The 17,369-nt window shown below is 32.3% G+C and carries 14 protein-coding genes and 1 pseudogene; 6 read left to right on the top strand and 9 right to left on the bottom strand.

The features are described 5' to 3' along the window. Positions 1 to 111 precede the first annotated feature (111 nt). Positions 112 to 1,035 carry an outer membrane beta-barrel family protein gene (locus FOF46_RS14905; protein WP_167571852.1) on the top strand — a complete coding sequence of 308 codons (924 nt, stop codon included), beginning with the start codon at positions 112 to 114 and terminating at the stop codon, positions 1,033 to 1,035. A gap of 69 nt (positions 1,036 to 1,104) precedes the next feature. Next, complete coding sequence (gene gloA2, locus FOF46_RS14910; protein WP_143917006.1) at positions 1,105 to 1,494, top strand: SMU1112c/YaeR family gloxylase I-like metalloprotein; 390 nt, start codon at positions 1,105 to 1,107, stop codon at positions 1,492 to 1,494. A 53-nt stretch (positions 1,495 to 1,547) separates the two neighbouring features. On the opposite strand, the gene FOF46_RS14915 is transcribed toward gloA2, so the two are convergent. Genes FOF46_RS14915 through FOF46_RS14925 form a run of 3 tightly spaced genes read right to left on the bottom strand, consistent with a single transcriptional unit; the run spans position 1,548 to position 5,520 of the window. Further along, positions 1,548 to 2,348 carry an SDR family NAD(P)-dependent oxidoreductase gene (locus FOF46_RS14915; protein ID WP_143917007.1) on the bottom strand — a complete coding sequence of 267 codons (801 nt, stop codon included), beginning with the start codon at positions 2,346 to 2,348 and terminating at the stop codon, positions 1,548 to 1,550. Beyond that, complete coding sequence (locus FOF46_RS14920) at positions 2,345 to 4,444, bottom strand: carbamoyltransferase family protein (RefSeq protein WP_143917008.1); 2,100 nt, start codon at positions 4,442 to 4,444, stop codon at positions 2,345 to 2,347. Before FOF46_RS14920 ends, FOF46_RS14915 begins: the two co-directional genes overlap by 4 nt. Before the next feature lie 17 nt (positions 4,445 to 4,461). Beyond that, positions 4,462 to 5,520, bottom strand: a complete 1,059-nt coding sequence (locus FOF46_RS14925) for a hypothetical protein (RefSeq protein ID WP_143917009.1) — start codon at positions 5,518 to 5,520, stop codon at positions 4,462 to 4,464. 682 nt (positions 5,521 to 6,202) lie between these two features. On the opposite strand from FOF46_RS14925, the pseudogene FOF46_RS33075 reads away from it, so the two are divergent. Both FOF46_RS33075 and FOF46_RS14930 read left to right on the top strand, forming a co-directional pair. Further along, a pseudogene (locus FOF46_RS33075) lies at positions 6,203 to 6,331 on the top strand (hypothetical protein); the annotation flags it as partial. A gap of 276 nt (positions 6,332 to 6,607) precedes the next feature. Next, positions 6,608 to 6,865, top strand: coding sequence for a transposase (locus FOF46_RS14930; RefSeq protein WP_143917010.1), 258 nt, complete (start codon positions 6,608 to 6,610; stop codon positions 6,863 to 6,865). Between the two features lie 599 nt (positions 6,866 to 7,464). On the opposite strand, the gene FOF46_RS14935 is transcribed toward FOF46_RS14930, so the two are convergent. The 4 genes from FOF46_RS14935 to mnmE all read right to left on the bottom strand — a co-directional run bounded on the left by FOF46_RS14935 (position 7,465) and on the right by mnmE (position 12,436). Continuing rightward, complete coding sequence (locus FOF46_RS14935; protein ID WP_143917011.1) at positions 7,465 to 8,598, bottom strand: hypothetical protein; 1,134 nt, start codon at positions 8,596 to 8,598, stop codon at positions 7,465 to 7,467. 8 nt (positions 8,599 to 8,606) lie between these two features. Next, on the bottom strand, positions 8,607 to 8,882 hold the full coding sequence (locus FOF46_RS14940; RefSeq protein WP_143917012.1) for a helix-turn-helix domain-containing protein: 276 nt from the start codon (positions 8,880 to 8,882) through the stop codon (positions 8,607 to 8,609). 863 nt (positions 8,883 to 9,745) lie between these two features. Further along, complete coding sequence (locus tag FOF46_RS14945; RefSeq protein ID WP_143917013.1) at positions 9,746 to 10,873, bottom strand: site-specific integrase; 1,128 nt, start codon at positions 10,871 to 10,873, stop codon at positions 9,746 to 9,748. A 171-nt stretch (positions 10,874 to 11,044) separates the two neighbouring features. Then, positions 11,045 to 12,436, bottom strand: a complete 1,392-nt coding sequence (gene mnmE, locus FOF46_RS14950; protein ID WP_143917014.1) for a tRNA uridine-5-carboxymethylaminomethyl(34) synthesis GTPase MnmE — start codon at positions 12,434 to 12,436, stop codon at positions 11,045 to 11,047. Positions 12,437 to 12,750: 314 nt separating this feature from the next. On the opposite strand from mnmE, the gene FOF46_RS14955 reads away from it, so the two are divergent. Both FOF46_RS14955 and FOF46_RS14960 read left to right on the top strand, forming a co-directional pair. Beyond that, the gene (locus FOF46_RS14955; protein ID WP_167571855.1) at positions 12,751 to 14,640 is read left to right on the top strand and encodes a trypsin-like peptidase domain-containing protein; all 1,890 of its coding nucleotides are present in this window, start codon (positions 12,751 to 12,753) and stop codon (positions 14,638 to 14,640) included. 199 nt (positions 14,641 to 14,839) lie between these two features. Further along, entirely contained in the window at positions 14,840 to 15,178 is a 339-nt protein-coding gene (locus FOF46_RS14960) for a DUF4870 domain-containing protein (protein WP_143917016.1), read from the top strand. 61 nt (positions 15,179 to 15,239) lie between these two features. Here FOF46_RS14960 and FOF46_RS14965 read toward each other — a convergent pair whose 3' ends face one another. Both FOF46_RS14965 and FOF46_RS14970 read right to left on the bottom strand, forming a co-directional pair. Then, complete coding sequence (locus tag FOF46_RS14965) at positions 15,240 to 16,523, bottom strand: ammonium transporter (RefSeq protein WP_109438549.1); 1,284 nt, start codon at positions 16,521 to 16,523, stop codon at positions 15,240 to 15,242. 45 nt (positions 16,524 to 16,568) lie between these two features. Continuing rightward, complete coding sequence (locus FOF46_RS14970) at positions 16,569 to 16,907, bottom strand: P-II family nitrogen regulator (protein WP_109438550.1); 339 nt, start codon at positions 16,905 to 16,907, stop codon at positions 16,569 to 16,571. Positions 16,908 to 17,369 lie beyond the last annotated feature (462 nt).

The raw sequence follows: 17,369 nt of genomic DNA on the forward strand, positions 1-17,369 counted from the left end.
ACAAGTTATTTAATACACACACTTTTGGGGGTGGGTCAATTTAAACAAGAATAGGTGGGTCAGTTTAAATAGGATTTACTGGGTCAATATAATAGGAATAGGTGGGTCAGTTTGGCAAGAATTTCCACTGAGATTACTAATATTAATCTAGAGTCAAAAAGAAGGGATTTTGTAAATCAAAAAAGATATTCGGATTTATTTCCTTCTGCTTTTTTCCGATATACCATTAATGACCATCATAAATTTCAATTGTCGTTATCTAGAAGGATCAATAGACCCAGAAACTGGATGATTATTCCATTTTCATCATTTACTGATGAAAGAAATGTGTTTTCAGGTAATCCGGAAATAGATCCATCGTATACCAACTTATCCGAATTAAATTATAATTATAAGATTTCCAAAAAATTGAGTATTAATCCAACATTGTATTATAGGGGAACATCAGATGAAATGGAGTTTTTTGTTGAAAAACAAACTGTAACAATTGATAATGAGACCAGAGAAGTATTTGTGTCAACAATTGCAAATATAGGTCAATATAATGCTTTTGGATTAGAAATGGGAGTATCATATAAACCTTTTCCTTGGTGGAATATGTATCTTGAGTTTACCTTTAATGGTTTTAAACAAGTAGGGTCTTTTAGAGGAGCAAGTTTTGATGGAGAAGGCGTTTTAATCTATGGCAGATACAATACGACAATTAGTTTTTTGGATTATTTTAAGTTACAGGTCCAGAATAATTATAGAGGTCCAATAGAAACAGGTCAATATAAAAGAAAAGGGATATATCAAATGAATGCTGGTTTAAGCATTGATTTGTTTAATCAGCGTGGATTATTGACATTTAATATAAATGATGTTTTTAATTCTGGGGTACGGAAGGTAACATCTTTTGGTTCGGACTTTACTAGAGATTTGGAATTACAAAATAGGATTCGTCAAATAAATTTGTCGTTTAGTTATATTTTTAATCAAAATAAAAACAAAGGAAAAAAAGGTAATCAATATGATAATTTTAAAATTATTAATTAAAATTACCGTCAAAAAATAAATATTAACTGACTTTATTATGAAAGATAAAAGTCATTTGTTTTGTTGAAAATGATTAAATTAAATAAAGTTCATCACGTTGCAATAATATGCAGTAATTACGAAGAATCAAAAGCTTTTTATATTGATCTTTTGGGTTTCAAGATAATGAATGAAATATATAGAAAAGGAAGACAATCATACAAATTAGAACTATCATTAAATGGGTTATATGTGATAGAACTCTTTTCTTTTCCTAATCCACCGAAACGAATTTCAGGACCTGAAGCAGTTGGGCTAAGGCATCTTGCTTTTGAAGTGGATGATTTTAATTTAACGCTAAAAGTTTTGAAAAGAAAAGGAGTTAAAGTTGAGGAAGTAAGAATTGATAACATAAAGAATAAGAGATTCACGTTTATATTTGATCCAGATAATTTACCCATTGAATTAGTTGAAAAATAATTGAAATTCATATCACGATGATCGTTTAGTATTAAGTTAGTTTTGGTTGTTTTTTATTCTAATTTAAAGGCTTTACGAATATTTTTAAAAAAACGTTTTGGAAAGAATTGTCGTTTAAATACCCAACTAATTTCGGGCCCTCCAACGAATTTATGATCAACGTCTTTTTTAATTGCTCTAATTACTTCTTTGGCACAGCGATCCGTAGCCATTCCAAATTGTCTTTCTTCTCCGGTAGGATTTCCTTGTACTTCTCCACTTTCTGTAATTAATCGTTCACCTATACCTGTGTTTATAAACCCGGGACTTACAATTAATATGTGGATGTTATCCTTATATAACTCCATTCGCAAGGATTCAAAATATCCTTGTAGAGCAAATTTAGAGGCTGAATAGGTAGAATGAAAAGGAAAACCGAGTTTACCTAAAATACTTGATATTACAACAATTTTACCTTTTTTTTTCAGTTGCATTTTCTTTGCGACTAGTTTGGTTAAATTAATTGTACCAAAAAAGTTTACTTCCATTATTTTCCTTTCAATTTCATTTGGAGTATCCAATGTTTTTGTTCGATGTCCAATACCTGCATTATTAATTAATATATCAATTCTACCAAATTTTTGAACTACTTTCTCAACTTTATCAGGAAAATCTTCAATATTCTCAAGATCAAAAGGAAGGATTAAAATGTTTTTTCTGCGAGATTTAGAGTTTTTAGCTACTTTTTTTAATTCCTCTTCTCTTCTTGCAGAAAGAATTACGTTCGCTCCTGCATTAATAAATTCGAATGCTAGAGCTTTCCCAATTCCGGAAGATGAACCGGTTATCCAAACTATTTTATTTTCAATATTCATTTTCTTATTAAAAAATCACCCATGACAAGAAAATCCAAGTCACATTCATAAAAAAAATTAAGAGCTTCATTCGGAGTCTCGACTATAGGCATTTTCCTGCGATTGAAAGAGGTGTTTAGTAGTACTCCTATACCTGTTTTTTCTTTGAATTTGTTAAGAAGTTTGTAATATTTTTTATTCCAGTTTTCAGTAACTGTTTGAATTCTACAAGAACCATCCTCATGCACTACCCCAGGAATTTTTTCTCTCCATTCTGGTTGAACTTGTGCTATCATGAGCATATAAGGACTTTCTCCTTGAAAGCGAAAATAATTTTGAACGTCTTCAAGTAATACTGAGGGAGCAAATGGCCGAAAATCTTCTCGAAACTTAACTTTGGAATTAATAAAATCTTTAATGTCAGTACGTCTAGGATCGGCCAAAATACTTCGATGTCCTAAAGCTCTAGGACCAAATTCACTTCCTTCTTGAAACCATCCAATGGTATAGCCGGCAGCTAATAAGTCTGCTGTTATAGAAATAATGTCTTTCTCTTTGGTATATTGAACATTTTGGTTATTTGTACTAAAATTATTCAATAATTTTACCATTATTGATTCGGCCTTATTCTTATCTAAACTATGTTCCATATTTGGAATATCACCTTCTACTATTAATTTGTGATTAGTTATAAGATCGGGTATAGTAATTGAGCCTAACATCCATTTTATAAAATCCGAACTGGATATAGAAATCACTCCTAGTGGTTTTTGTGTTATTTCTTTCAAAACATCACATTTTTTATCATTAAATACAAGATTGTATATACGATATTCTTTTATTTTAATTTGAAAAATGAAGTCTGACTTAGGTAAGTGTTTTGGAATTATACATTCAGAGATTACGTTAAAAAAGTTATCAATAATTTTGTCGTTATTAATATTGTCTGTGAAAAAGAAATTATTAATAGCACTTTGAATTTCCTCCGAAGAATAAATTTTTCCAAAGCAAGTATTACCATTGTTTTTTTTGCGAGGATTTTTTAAAATTTCTAACCAGCCATAATAGGCACAACCAATAGCAAGACCATTATCTCCAGCAGCAGGTGTAACATATAGATTTTCAAATGGGGTACTATCTAAGATTTTTGCGTTAATTACTGCATTCAAAGCTAAACCACCAGAATATGCTAGGTTTTTAACGTTACAAATTTTAAATCTTTCATTTAGCAAATTTAGAATTGCATTTTCAGTTTCTTTTTGTATCCAATAAGCAATGTCGGCAAAATACTGAAAACGATTCTTAAAATCTTCGTAATCCAAACAAGGTTTATCAAATTTTTTTTGCCAGTCATCCTTTACAAAAACTCTACCATTTTCAAATTGGAAAATTTTAGTTTGATAAGTTTTAGGATTTCCATAAGGTGCCAATCCCATTAGTTTTCCTGCTTGCCTAAACATTTCATTTGATCTATTACCTAGGCAATATGTGCTGGCTTGTTCATACAAGTCTCCTATAGAATGATCTACAAAAAATGGAAACATTGAAAGATGAGGGAAATCTTTTCTACATGAAAAATCTTTAAAGATAGTTTTCATTCCATCTTTAGAATAGAAATAAAAACTATCTTTTTCAAAAAGTACATTTAAAAAATCATTGCTAACTTTTTTAGGAAATATCTCTCCTTGGAGATCTATACAATACTTCATGGATTGACCAAATCCATCTATAATGCATATTGCCATTTCGTCAAATGGGGCTAAACCTATAGCATTGTAAGCATGTGCCAAGTGATGTGAAATACTTATAATAGGTACATTATGCTCACCTTTTGTTATTAACCTTTTCCCATTTCCTCCCCACATTTTGTGATAATCTTCAAGATATATGTGAGAATCTCCACATTGGACAATTAAGGTTAAATCATTAATTTTAATACCTTCAGAATTAAGACAGTAATTAATTGCTAGATTATCATTAGCACCATCATGTTTTTTTCTTGTTAATCGTTCCTTTTCTATAGCAACAACGATCTCTCCATCTTTAAGTAAACAGGCTGAACCATCATGAGGTGATAATCCTGTACCTAAAACATAAATAGGTTTTTTATTTTTCATTATTTAATAAAGTTAGATTATAATATTTCTATTGCTCTTACTCTATTTAGCCACGTAAGAAGATCAATTATGATATTTTTTTGGACATTTTTATAAGTTTGAATTAAATTAGTGACACTTATTTTTTTTCCACTATTTATTTGAAGAATTATTTTGTGAATTTCCGAGCTATAATTAATTTGATAAAAATGTCCATTAGCAGCAATGCCGATATCAACCTCAATATGGATGCAAATTATTGGAAATTTGATATTAGTGAGAGAAACTTCTGAAATTTCGGAAATAGGATTTATTAATGCTTCTAAAGGTTCAGGTGGAAACGTAAAATTAAACCCAGTAACTAATTTAGACCACTCTTTCAAAATCGAAACTTCAGAAGTTGCATTTTGAATAATATTTTGGGCAAGACTAATCTCCTCTGGAATAGTTAACATATTTTTATGAGGATTTTTAGGAAATGGTAAAGAATCTTTCGGGAATACTCCTGTTGTATTTCCCGATTTTTTTGCAATTAATGCAAGTAAAGATGTTAGAATGTTTTTTTTACAAGTTAATGCTAAAGCTAATGAAACTGAGAATTCATCAACTTTTTCACTACAATGCCATAATTCCGAAGGCCAATAAATAAATCCTCCTGGTTCAGCTTCCATTAAAATCGAATCTTTAATAAAGTTAGAATATTCTTCTTTCTTAGTTAAATTTGGATGATCTTCTATGTAATTTTTAGGCCAAAATCTCATCCCTTTTCTCCCTATTACTGGAATATGAAAAACACTGTCTTTTTCAAAATCTTGATGAATACCGAAAGGGGTTTTACAATTTCCAATGAAAAGATTTGTAACTGTTCCTATTTTGTTGAACCCTACATTTTTATATAATTCGTACAAAAAATCTCTTCCAAAGTTCCATAATGAAAAGTTTTGAGCTTCTAATCTGTTTATGATTAAAGTATAATTTTTCCCTTCGAGTATTTCTGAGACACGTTGGTGATAACTTAAAAAGTCTTTATCATCAATTCTAGGGTAAAGAGGGTGATCTGTATAATATTTTTCCTTTCCAGAATCTAACCATAGCATGCAGAATACAGGTTCTCGGTTTTGTTGTAAACAATTAATTACAGATTTAAATAATAAATCTTCGTCTATAGGAGGTTTTTCAAAAAGATCATTTATGGATAGAGGGGTTTTCTCCCAATGATTTTTAATGAAATGAGTCCAAAAATTAAGGTCCTTAAGAGTATGTGTCATAAAAAATATTTATTCAATTCTATTATTATAGGTTTTGAGCGCTTTACGTAAAAATAAAAAATTATTAATTGTCTAAAAGGCATTAAATTTGGTTATTAATGTTTAAATAATCTATTAAAATTTACCTTGCTTTTTGATTTAATACAATGAATATTTTTTATGTTTTTTTAATTTATCATTAAATCTAGCCAAAAAAATAGTTTTTTAACTATACAGTATTAAATATAAAAAAATCAATTCTTTTGAATGCTTATATTGGTATAAGATTGTTAACTTAGTTGTTTTTACTAGCTTTTTACTTTTTAGAGCAAATCTCTTTGAAGGTGAGATTAAACTAGTTAAGCTAATTTATATATTTTTTTTCTTTTTTTAAGTTCTCAAATAAAGAAAAAACTACACTTTTTTAGTATTTGACCAAAAATACAACGGTTACTGTTCTATTACTTTGCTTTTACATTAAATATATAATTCCCCCGGAAATTAGGGCAATAAGTTAAGTTCAAAGTTTACTGCAAAGTTCAAGACGAAAGTTGTTTTAGAAGCTTTGAAAGAACGAGAGACAACCAATGAGTTGTCTCAACGTTTTACTGTTGCCCCACAGCAAATCACCTCATGGAAAAGAGTTTCTGAAAAATGCTGAAGGCATTTTCACCAAAACTTCTAAACCTAAAAAGAATGAAGTCTAAGAAAGGGAAAAACGTTTGTTGAAAACTATTGGGCGGCAAAAGGTAGAGGTTTATTTTTAAAGAATGCCTTGTCATGAAAGAGAGTATACAACAACGTAGATAGCATGTTGATAAGGCGCACAAGTTAAGTGCTGTTCATCAGTATGAACTGCTTAGAATCTACCGCAGTGGATTGTATCATAAATCCATAGGTGATTCGGATTTAAACCTAGGGTTGATGCGCTTGATCGATGAAAACATATGCACATCCTTGGTTAGGAGTTCCTAGAATGAAAGCATGGTTACAAAAAGATAAAGGGTATCAAATCAATTATAAACGCATAGTGTGTCTTTACAAATTGATGATCACTAGTGCTATTGGTCCAAAACCTAATACTTCTAGACGAGGTAAAGGAGAGCTTCATAAGATTTATACCTATCTGCTGAAAAACCTTAAGGTCGAACATTCCAATCAAGTATGGGCATGGGTATCACTTATATCTCTATAAAAAGGGGGCTGTATTTGGTTGCCACCATTGACCTATACAGTCGTTTTATAGTCGGATGGCTATTATTCAACACCATGATTGCTGAGTGATGCAAACAAACTCTGGGTACTGCTATTGAAAAGTATGGTACTCCAGAAGTTTTAAACACAGATCAAGGAAACCGGTTTACCGCTCTGGAATTTAGTACCTATGTAACCAAGGACCAAAATATCTGATTAAGCATGGATGACAAAGGAAGGGTCATTGACAATATTTTTATTGAACGCCTTTGGCAAAATCTGAAATATGAACATGTATATTTGTTCCCATCTGATGATGGTTTGCAATGCTCCAAGGGATAAAAACCTGGTTATAACAAAGAATGTAGATATCAAAACTTGTATAATGAACATCCTATAGCATTTATAAACAAAACTTAAAACCGGCAGCATAGTGAAAAATAAAGAGAAAGTCAGGTTGTTAACAAAAAGGATAAGTTATCAGTCCCCCTCCAGACCCCTTCTTTCAACTTCATTATCATCGTATTTTTTAATATACTGTTCTAAACATTGGAGGAATTATAGTTGTTTTAAAATTGAACATTAAAAACAAAAGTCAAATCAAATTTCTAGGTTCGTCGGGGTAATGACTGGATATGCATTTTGGGCTCCTTTCATTTCGGCCCATGCAGAGCTCTTGTATTCTTCTATTATTCTTTCCTGAAATAGTTTTATGAATTCTTTTCCAGTATGGTTAGTCGCCTTTTTTTTGTTTATCCGGCAATTTCTGATGAAGGAATCATAAGCTTTGACAAACAATCTAAATGTACTCTTCTCAATGTTGATCAAACTCTTTAAGATATCGATATCATTGGAAGAAAGTTCGTGTCTTGTTTTCCAATAATGGAGTTTTTGGGTAATATGCTGTCTGGTAAAGGTTTCTTTCCTTAGATTAAGGTCAATGTCCTTTGTATAGTAGGGTTTTATGTTAATTAAATTGCCTTTTACCGAACTGTTGAAGGATACATTGGAGCTTCTGTCAAGTTTCGCTCTTAGGGGTTTTAATACACTCTTATTGAATGTGTTTGCATCTTTGTATGAGTAGTCATAGGCTTCCTGGAGATTTTCGAGCTTTACCTTGGTTCCCTTTTCGGGAAGTTCCAGGAGCCATAGGTAAAACAGAACTTGTTTCATTTTTGAGAGCTCCCAGGCTGTATCAAAAAAAACGGGATTGTAAGAACAGATTTTTAAAAACTTTTCGATCCAATAGCTGGACATCAAGAATGAAATTTCTCCTTTCGATATATTGGCGTTACTGATTACACCTCCATAGGAACGAATGGTTTTTCCCCGGAGGTTCTTTGCTTTATGCCAACCTTTTTCAAGTTCTTCCAAAAACTCAAGACCTTTCTCCACCTGGCGATAATTTAGGTTTTTGTCAATATCGGAAACTTTATAGGTAAATCTTGCGTAGGTATTGTGCTTGGTCATGAAATCCTTATCAAATAGGGAAAGTTGGCCTTTGTTCCTCTTAACTTGGAATTGGTCATAACTCAAATCGTTGAGTATCTTGAAAATAATTCTAGCCGTCGTAATCGGTGCGGTAAGAAGCTTTTTGTTAGTAAGAGGGGAAAGAATTTCCCGTCGTAGTGCTATCGGGAAATTTACAATGTCACTGTGTTTTTTCCCTTTGTAATGTCTTACTGGTTCGATTTCTTCAGAAACGGTGCTATTGAATGAATATGTATCTTTCATGTTAGATTTCAGGATTTGCTCAATACATATTTCAGTGCTTCAGCTTCATAAGCTTCTTCAGGTAGAGTTTTGTTTTTGAGACACCAGGAATCGATATCGGTTTTCTCAAAGAAAATGAGCTTACCGTTAGGTTTTGAATGCGGAATAACATTCCCTGAGGTAAGTTTGTACATATAACTTTCCTTGATACCCGTATATAAGCATGCCTCTTGAAAGTTGAGAATATTCTTATTCAACAGTAATAGTTTTTCTATTCTGTCCAATTGGATTTGAAATTTGTCCATTTGTATATTTTATGAGATTGATAAATGGACAAGCGCTTGTCGTTGACTATTGAATTCGGGACAAACCTAGAATAAGCATACTAAAGGAAAGTATACATTGCACACAATGCACACATATTTAGATTAAATGTTTGCATTGTTATAGGTGTAGGGCAAAGAATATCGATTTGATCATTTCGCTCTTGCTAGAAATAGGTGTTCTGATTTTTGAATTGCGGATGGTATTGTAATTGTAATTTTTTCCGTCTGCCCTCTTAATAAGATTGGATCTATCAAAAAAATCGATCATTGACAATTTGCTTTGGGAATAGTTAGCTTTTAGGTTTTCAAAAAATTCTCTGCAGCTGGGAGCATCAAAATTAAAGTATAAAAGAGAATTATGTGAGTGCCAATTCTTTTTTAGGACATTATAAAAATCCTCATAAGATGTTAAGTTATCAATTATGAACTGGTATCTGACCAATTCATTGTATAACTTTCTCAATTGAAAATCTGAGATGGAAATATTAAAATTATGATGATTTTTTTCTTTAGGAATAGAAAAATTTTCATGGAAAGCGATTAAGTCGTTCTTTCTATATTCAGGAAAGAACTCATAATACAACAAACTAAAAAATAAGAAAAAGAGATAAAGGGCTAACAATACAAATAAAGTACAGAACACTTTTAAAATTATTGAATCAAATTGAACCAATCCGATAATAAGATAAACTATAAGAAAAAGTAAGACCGAATCAAGAAAAAACAAGAAAGTTTTAGTTACGTATTCGCTCAGGAACCTTTGTTTAGTGCGGCTTAAGCTTAAAATATTCCTATTTGTAATATTTACGATTTGTTTAAAAAAAAATCTCAAGGTCAAATATTTATTTTATTGTTATTCGTGGTATTAATGTAGAGGCTTCTTTTGCCTTTTGGTCTACTATTTTTGCATAAATCTGTGTGGTTCTGATCTCTCTATGCCCTAATAATTTTGAAACGGTGTATATATCTGCTCCGTGACTTAATAATAAAACAGCATTGGTATGCCTTGCGCTATGAAAAGTAATATGCTTTGTAATGCCTGCTCGCATACACCATCTCAATATTTCAGCATTAAAATGAGCTCCATATTTCAGCCCAACAAAAACTCTGTCATTCATTCCCTGTCTTTCCCCTAAAAGTTCTCTCGCCTCTTCAGAAATGTATAAATATTCTAGGCCATCGGTCTTATACTGTTTAAATATAATCCTGGAACCTTCATCCTCATCGCGTACTTCAGACCATAGCATTTTATTTATATCACTCCACCTCAGACCGGTCATACAACTGAATAGAAATGCTTTTTTTAGCATTTTATGTTTACATTCTGCTTTAGAAAGGTTTTGGAGTTCCGATAAGGTCAGGTATTCCCTTTTTGTCTCTCCTTGCTCAAACCCATTAACGCCCTTTACTACATTGTCATGAAGATAATCTTCTTCATAAGCTTGTTTCAAAGCAGCTCTAAACTTATTAAAATATGTGTATTTCGAATTCTGAGCGAGAGATGTATCACTTTTAGTTTTTGCTTCACTATCAAGGTATTTTTTAAAACCCAGAACAAATTCTTTATCTATATCTTGGAAAGATAGGTTTGCCGGACAATATTTTTCTAGATGCTTCTGCGCCGCATCCCAGTTATCATAATTGGCTTGGGAATCCATCCGATCATTTTTTACCTTTTTATAGAAGTCAAGGAAACGCACTTTTTTCTTTCTGGTGTTTGCAATACCATGCTTCCCTTTAATTAGATCAGATTTCTTAATGGCAAGAATACTTTCAGCAAGTCCGTAGTTTTCCTTATTGACTAATTTTTCTTTTTGCGTTTTAGGATCGGCATAGACATAAAGTTTTAGAAACTCATATTCTTTGAGGTTATGTGGTTTGCCATTTTTAAGAATATAACCTTTGTAATATTCTAAATAGAGACTATATCTTCCATTTTTAATTTTTTTCTTTCTTAACTTTATTTCCATAAACGAGACGCAAAATTTGTCACTTTCCTCTAAAATGTAACTTGAGTAGCAAATTGGTAACAAAAATAAGACAAAAAAAGGAAAATAAAAGAAAACAAAAAAGTTCTAAACTTCCTATAAAGCCTTTAAAATAGAGCTTAGTCAAAAAAAGGAAACAAAAGGAAAACAATTTTACTTCCCGATGCAGAAATTAGCAAAAATATTACCTAATAAATCATCGCTGGTAATTTCTCCTGTGATTTCACCAAAATGATATAAAGCTTGTCTGATATCTATGGCCATTAGATCTCCAGAAAGTCCAGAATCTATACCGTACTGTACTTTTTGAATTTCTTCTAATGCTTTTAATAAAGCATCATAATGTCTAGAGTTAGTCACTATAGTCTCATTATTACGTAAAGCACCTGTATTGACAAAATCTAAAAGCTTATTTTGTAATTCTTCGACCCCGGTATTTTGCTTGGCCGAAAGTAAATGGATATTCTCGATTTCTGAGGTCAAATGGTTGATTTGATTATTCTCTAATTTATCGACTTTATTAGCGACTATGATTAGCGGTTTTTGAGGGTATTTATTCTTTATCTTCCCAATTTCAGTTTTTAATTGCTGAAGACTTTCTGGGTTTAATTGTGAACTATCCACTAAATAGATCACTACTTGTGCTTGTTCAATCTTTTCAAATGTCTTTTTAATACCGATACTCTCTACTACATCTTTGGTATCTCTTATTCCCGCTGTATCTATAAATCTAAAACTGATTCCGCCAATATTAATTTCATCTTCAATAGTGTCACGAGTTGTTCCTGCGATATCAGAAACAATAGCTCTTTCCTCATTGAGTAAAGCATTGAGTAATGTTGACTTACCGACATTAGGCTCTCCTACAATGGCTACAGGAATTCCATTTTTAATAACATTCCCAACTGCAAACGAGTCAATAAGCCTTTTTAGAACGTTAGTGATTCTTGAGATAAGATCTTTAAATTGTGTACGATCAGCAAATTCTACATCTTCTTCTGCAAAATCTAACTCTAGTTCTATAAGTGATGCAAAATTAAGAAGTTCATCCCGCAATTTTTTAATTTCGTTGCTAAAACCACCTCGCATTTGTTGCATAGCAATTTGATGAGAAGCTTCAGAATCTGACGCAATGAGATCAGCAACGGCTTCTGCCTGGGATAAATCTAATTTACCATTAATGAAGGCACGTAAAGTAAACTCTCCTGGATTTGCAATTCGGCACCCTTTACGCAGTAGTAATTGAATGATCTCCTGTTGGATATAGGTAGAACCATGACAAGAAATTTCGATAGTGGGTTCGCCTGTATACGAATTTGTTCCTTTAAAAATAGAAACTAATACTTCATCCAAAATTTTATCTCCATCAATAATATGTCCTAAATGAATAGTGTGACTTTTTTGAGAGCTTAATTCTTTTCCACTAATAGAGTGAAACAGAGGAGAACATATCGTAATTGCTTCTTTCCCTGAAACACGTATAATAGCTATAGCCCCCGCTCCAGAAGGAGTAGCTAATGCAACTATGGTATCTTGTGCGATCATATGTTTTACGTATCGAAAAGCAAAAATAGACATTAATAAATGTATTTTAAATTTTGCCTGTCAAAGTTTTTTGAGGAGTTGTTTTTCTTTTCTATCTTGTGAGAGGATATGAAGATGTACTTTGACAGTACTTCTTATTTTATTCGATTCGGAAAATAAAAAGAATAAGAGAAAACCACTGGTTTTCTTTTGATTAAAAAGAGTTGACCAGTTAGTGGAATACAGGTTTGCAGTAGTTAATTTGACCGCAAAAATCTATGTACTAACTAAATTTAATGTCTAACCCATATATTTTTAATCTTAATCTTATTCTTATGAAAAACACAAACTCAATAAATTTTAATAAACCATTTTTCTTGTATAAGCTGGGTGTTCTGGTTTGCATGATTTTTATGCTCTCACCCTTAATAAATTGGGCGCAAACAGATGAACTCCCCAGACATTATGAACCCTACAATATGAGAATGCAATCAGAGGGTGTTCAAAGTAAAAGCAGTTCTCAGGTTATTACACGAACTATTTCAGAAAAAGGGGCAACCTGGTTACGTTTATTTTTAAAGGATGTAAATCTTGGAAAAAATAGTACACTTAGTATTACTTCTGCATTAGATGGTGCTACACAAACATTAACGTCAACGACCATTAAAGATTGGAAAAATACAACGGCTTATTTTAATGGAGATGAGGTTACATTGAAGCTAACAGTAGCTCCCGGAGAAAAGTCGATTGGTTTCAATATTGTAGAAGTAGGAGTAGGGGAAAATGACCCTGGAGCAAAATCTCAATGTGGATCTGCAGATGATAGAGTAGATTCTAATGATGATGCAATTGGACGAATAGTTCCTATTGGTTGTACAGGATGGATTATCACCAATGGTAGATTAGTTACTGCAGGACATTGTGTTAGTAGTAGAGCGCAGCTTATCGAATTTAATGTGCCAAAATCTAATCCAGATCGTACTATTGTACATCCAGGTCCAGAGGATCAATATCCTATAGGTAATTTTGTTACTAATTATGTTAGAGGTAGACCAGAAACAGATTGGGCCGTATTTACGGCTAGCGCAAATTCTCAAACGGGACAGACTCCTATTCAGGCACAAGGAAAATCATTTAATGTTGTACAGAGTAATCCAGGTAATACTATTACAATTACCGGATTTGGTACAGATACAGGTATAGATAATCAGACACAGCAAATTCATACAGGTCCGTTATCTTCTGTAAATAATACCTTTGTAAGGTATAGAACTGATACCACCGGTGGTAATTCGGGAAGTCCAATAATTGATGCAGCAACAGGAAACGCAGTTGGTGTTCATGCTTATGGGGGATGTACAGGATCCGGAGGTTCTAATTTTGGAGAAAGAGCTACAATACCTGATTTTTGGGATGCTATGGGGTTAGGAGGAACTACTCCTCCAGGAGGTTGTACTACCATAGATTTTGATGATTTTCAAATTAACTCATTCTCAAATCAAGATAGTTCGGGTAACTTTTCAGTGCAAAACAACGGAGCATCGTTGTCATTGCAGAATAATACATGGAAGTATATTGCTTTAAACTATAATGTAACAGCAAATACAGTACTCGAATTTGAATTTAGTGGTTCATCTCAAGGTGAAATTCATGGAATTGGTTTTGAAAATGATAATTCGCTAACTTCTTCAAGGTACTTTAGAGTTTATGGTACACAAAACTATGGAGTTGGTAATTTTGATAATTATCCAGGTTCGGGAACCAGAACGTACCAAATTCCGGTAGGTAATTTTTATACAGGGAGTATGGATAGATTGGTGTTTATTAATGATAATGATGCCGGAAGCGGAAATACATCTATATTCAGTAATGTAAAAGTGTATGAAGGATCTTGCGGACAATCGGCTACAGCAGAAAACTTAATTGCCGAATTAGAATCTGCTACCCCGATACTTGGAGATGAGAACGAAGGAAGTTTATCAGGATTAAAATTATCACCTAATCCAGCTCAGGATGTTTTTACATTGTATGTTAATGAATACGCCAAAGGAAGAATTAATGCTACAATATATACTATTTTAGGAAGTGAAAAAGCTCAAATAGAACTACAACCCGGTGTTAATACCGTTTCGACACGTAGCTTATCCTTAGGAGTAGGTATTTATTTAGTTAAAATTGATGGGAGTGATGGAGAATCTAAAACTCAAAAATTGATTGTTAATTAAACATAATTTATTAGAGACATTAAATTAGTAGTTACTAAACACCTCGATCTTTCTCGAGGTGTTTTTTTATTAAAAGATATAGTGATATAATTTTTGATAAACTAACTGTAACAAAATGCTATTTTTTTCGTCATATCAATATAAGTTGCTAATATTTTTAGCAATTATTACATCATCAATCAACCAAAAAAAAAGAACCATGAGAGACGACAAATCAGTATTAGTCATTACACATTTATCACAATTATTAGACCTTGTTACGGGGTTTGGAGGGTTTATAGTACCTCTTATATTATGGTTAACTCAACGAGAAAGGGTACTAGCTATGGATGAGCACGGGAAATCAATTATGAATTTTCAGATAAGCATGTTTATCTACGCACTTATTTGTATTCCACTAACATTTTTGTTTGGACTTGGAGCTTTAGGACTGGCAGTAATTGGAGTATTATGTTTTGTATTTCCTATTATTAATGCTGTAAAGGCTGATAAAGGAGAACGCCCATCTTATCCATTTTCAATACAAATTATTAAATAATAAAAAAAGCGGGTGATTTTAATACATCATCCGCTTTTTTTAATTAGTTTTTTTGATTCAATTAATCTCTGCCATAAACATTTACTCCATGTTCATGAACATCTAATCCATCAATTTCTTCTTTTTCAGAAACTCGTAATCCTATAGTTTTCTTTAAGATGAATAATACAATAAAACTAGCTAACACAGCCCATCCTATCATGGATAATGAACCCAAAGTTTGAACACCTAATTGCTTAAATCCTCCTCCATATAATAATCCTCCGGCAAACTCATCTCCTGGTATAGCAAATACACCTACTAATACAGTTCCTAAGAAACCACAAACACCGTGTACAGATATTGCTCCCACCGGGTCATCAATTTTTAACTTTTTATCAATAAATTCTATAGATAATACCACTACGATTCCAGAAATTAATCCAATAGCAAGTGCTCCCCATGCGTTAACATTACCACAGCCTGCAGTAATACCTACCAAACCAGCTAGGGCTCCGTTAAGTGTCATAGAGATGTCTGGTTTACCGTACTTGATCCAGGTAAAGAACAATGCAGTAATAGCTCCCAAAGCAGCTGCTAAGTTGGTATTGATAATAACACTACCGACAGCTACAGAATTAGAGCCGCCAAAAGCTAATTGAGAACCTCCATTAAATCCAAACCATCCTAACCATAGAATGAATACACCAAGTGCACCTAATACCAAGTTATGTCCTTGAACAACATTAACCTTACCGTCTGCATATTTTCCAATTCTTGGTCCAACTAATTTTGCAGCAACCAGTCCAGCAAATCCACCTACAGCATGTACGATTGTTGATCCGGCAAAATCAATAAAACCAAGGTTGTTAAGCCAAGCTTTATCATCAAAAGGCCATAACCAACTACCTGAAATAGGATAAATAATGGTGGTTAGAATAGCTGAGAAAATTAAATATGTCGAAAATTTTGTTCTTCCTGCTATTGCTCCTGAAACTATGGTTGCGGCAGTTGCACAGAATACGGTTTGAAAAAATAAGTTATGCCAATCTTCTTTATTAAAGAAAGCTAAATCTGAAGGATCTCTCATGAAACCTCCAAGGATAGTATCTCCACCATACATGATAGAATATCCAACTACCCAAAACATTAAAGAACCAATGGCAAGATCCATAAAATTCTTCATTATTATATTACCAGCGTTTTTAGATCTGGTAAACCCCGTTTCAACTAAGGTAAACCCAGCTTGCATAAAGAATACCAAAATAGCAGCAATGATAATCCATAATATGCCAAGGTCAGCATTGATTCCTTCAACTGCGGCTTCTACTGCTTTTTGAACCTCTTGTTGTTGTATATCGTTCATAAAATTTTATTTTAATTTTTAAGTTGATTATTTTTAAAAGTAAAATTAGGATAAGGTTACCCCACCTTTTTCTGAAGTACGAATTCTGTAGGCTTCATTAACTTCAGAAACAAAGATTTTTCCATCTCCAACTTCTCCGGTTTTTGCCGCTTCTAATATGGTAGCTATTGTTATTTCTTCAAAGTCATCATTTACTATAATAGATAAATATCGTCTTTGGATATCGGTGGTACTATAAGATACACCTCTATAAACGCTTCCTTTTTGCTCGTTTCCTACACCAGTTACATCCCAATAAGAGAAGAATGTGACCCCTTTATCATGAAGAGCTTCTTTTACAACTCTGTATTTGGATCTTCTGATGATTGCTTCTATTTTCTTCATAAAGAATAAAAGTTAAAATTAATGTTAAATCTTTTTCAAAAATATGTGAATTTATTTTTTACATCCAAATTTTGTGGGGTAAACACGTAATTTTTATCATTTTGTGATATTTACCCCCTAAAAAATTAGGGGTACGTATTTTTTTTTGAAAAAAAATAGTGATTTGATACCTTGCTGAAAATGATTTTTTACGAAAACGTTTTCATTGTAATTTATTGATAATTAGGTGAGTATGATTTTTTGTAAAACATTGTTTTTATTGGTTTTTTACAAAAAACGCATTATCAAATTCGTAATAAGAAGTCCTTATTTTGTGATTATTTTATACAATATGGTCTTTTTTTAGTGAGCTCAAAAAAGTGAAGCCGAATGATTCCTTTTTCTTTTCCGTTCCTTAATGATTTGTTAATTTCATCAACTTGAAACATTGTAATCATCTCAATTTTGTAATGGATACTAAAT

The organism is Aquimarina algiphila (genome assembly GCF_007489275.1).
GTDB lineage: Bacteria > Bacteroidota > Bacteroidia > Flavobacteriales > Flavobacteriaceae > Aquimarina > Aquimarina algiphila.

Excerpts from the sequence above, each read along its gene's own strand:
- gloA2 (WP_143917006.1), top strand. The coding sequence starts at position 1,105 with ATGATTAAATTAAATAAAGTTCATCACGTTGCAATAATATGCAGTAAT.
- FOF46_RS14915 (WP_143917007.1), bottom strand. The coding sequence starts at position 2,348 with ATGAATATTGAAAATAAAATAGTTTGGATAACCGGTTCATCTTCCGGA.
- FOF46_RS14920 (WP_143917008.1), bottom strand. The coding sequence starts at position 4,444 with ATGAAAAATAAAAAACCTATTTATGTTTTAGGTACAGGATTATCACCT.
- FOF46_RS14925 (WP_143917009.1), bottom strand. The coding sequence starts at position 5,520 with ATGCTATGGTTAGATTCTGGAAAGGAAAAATATTATACAGATCACCCT.
- FOF46_RS14930 (WP_143917010.1), top strand. The coding sequence starts at position 6,608 with ATGAAAACATATGCACATCCTTGGTTAGGAGTTCCTAGAATGAAAGCA.
- FOF46_RS14935 (WP_143917011.1), bottom strand. The coding sequence starts at position 8,598 with ATGAAAGATACATATTCATTCAATAGCACCGTTTCTGAAGAAATCGAA.
- FOF46_RS14940 (WP_143917012.1), bottom strand. The coding sequence starts at position 8,882 with ATGGACAAATTTCAAATCCAATTGGACAGAATAGAAAAACTATTACTG.
- FOF46_RS14945 (WP_143917013.1), bottom strand. The coding sequence starts at position 10,873 with ATGGAAATAAAGTTAAGAAAGAAAAAAATTAAAAATGGAAGATATAGT.
- mnmE (WP_143917014.1), bottom strand. The coding sequence starts at position 12,436 with ATGATCGCACAAGATACCATAGTTGCATTAGCTACTCCTTCTGGAGCG.
- FOF46_RS14955 (WP_167571855.1), top strand. The coding sequence starts at position 12,751 with ATGAAAAACACAAACTCAATAAATTTTAATAAACCATTTTTCTTGTAT.
- FOF46_RS14960 (WP_143917016.1), top strand. The coding sequence starts at position 14,840 with ATGAGAGACGACAAATCAGTATTAGTCATTACACATTTATCACAATTA.
- FOF46_RS14965 (WP_109438549.1), bottom strand. The coding sequence starts at position 16,523 with ATGAACGATATACAACAACAAGAGGTTCAAAAAGCAGTAGAAGCCGCA.
- FOF46_RS14970 (WP_109438550.1), bottom strand. The coding sequence starts at position 16,907 with ATGAAGAAAATAGAAGCAATCATCAGAAGATCCAAATACAGAGTTGTA.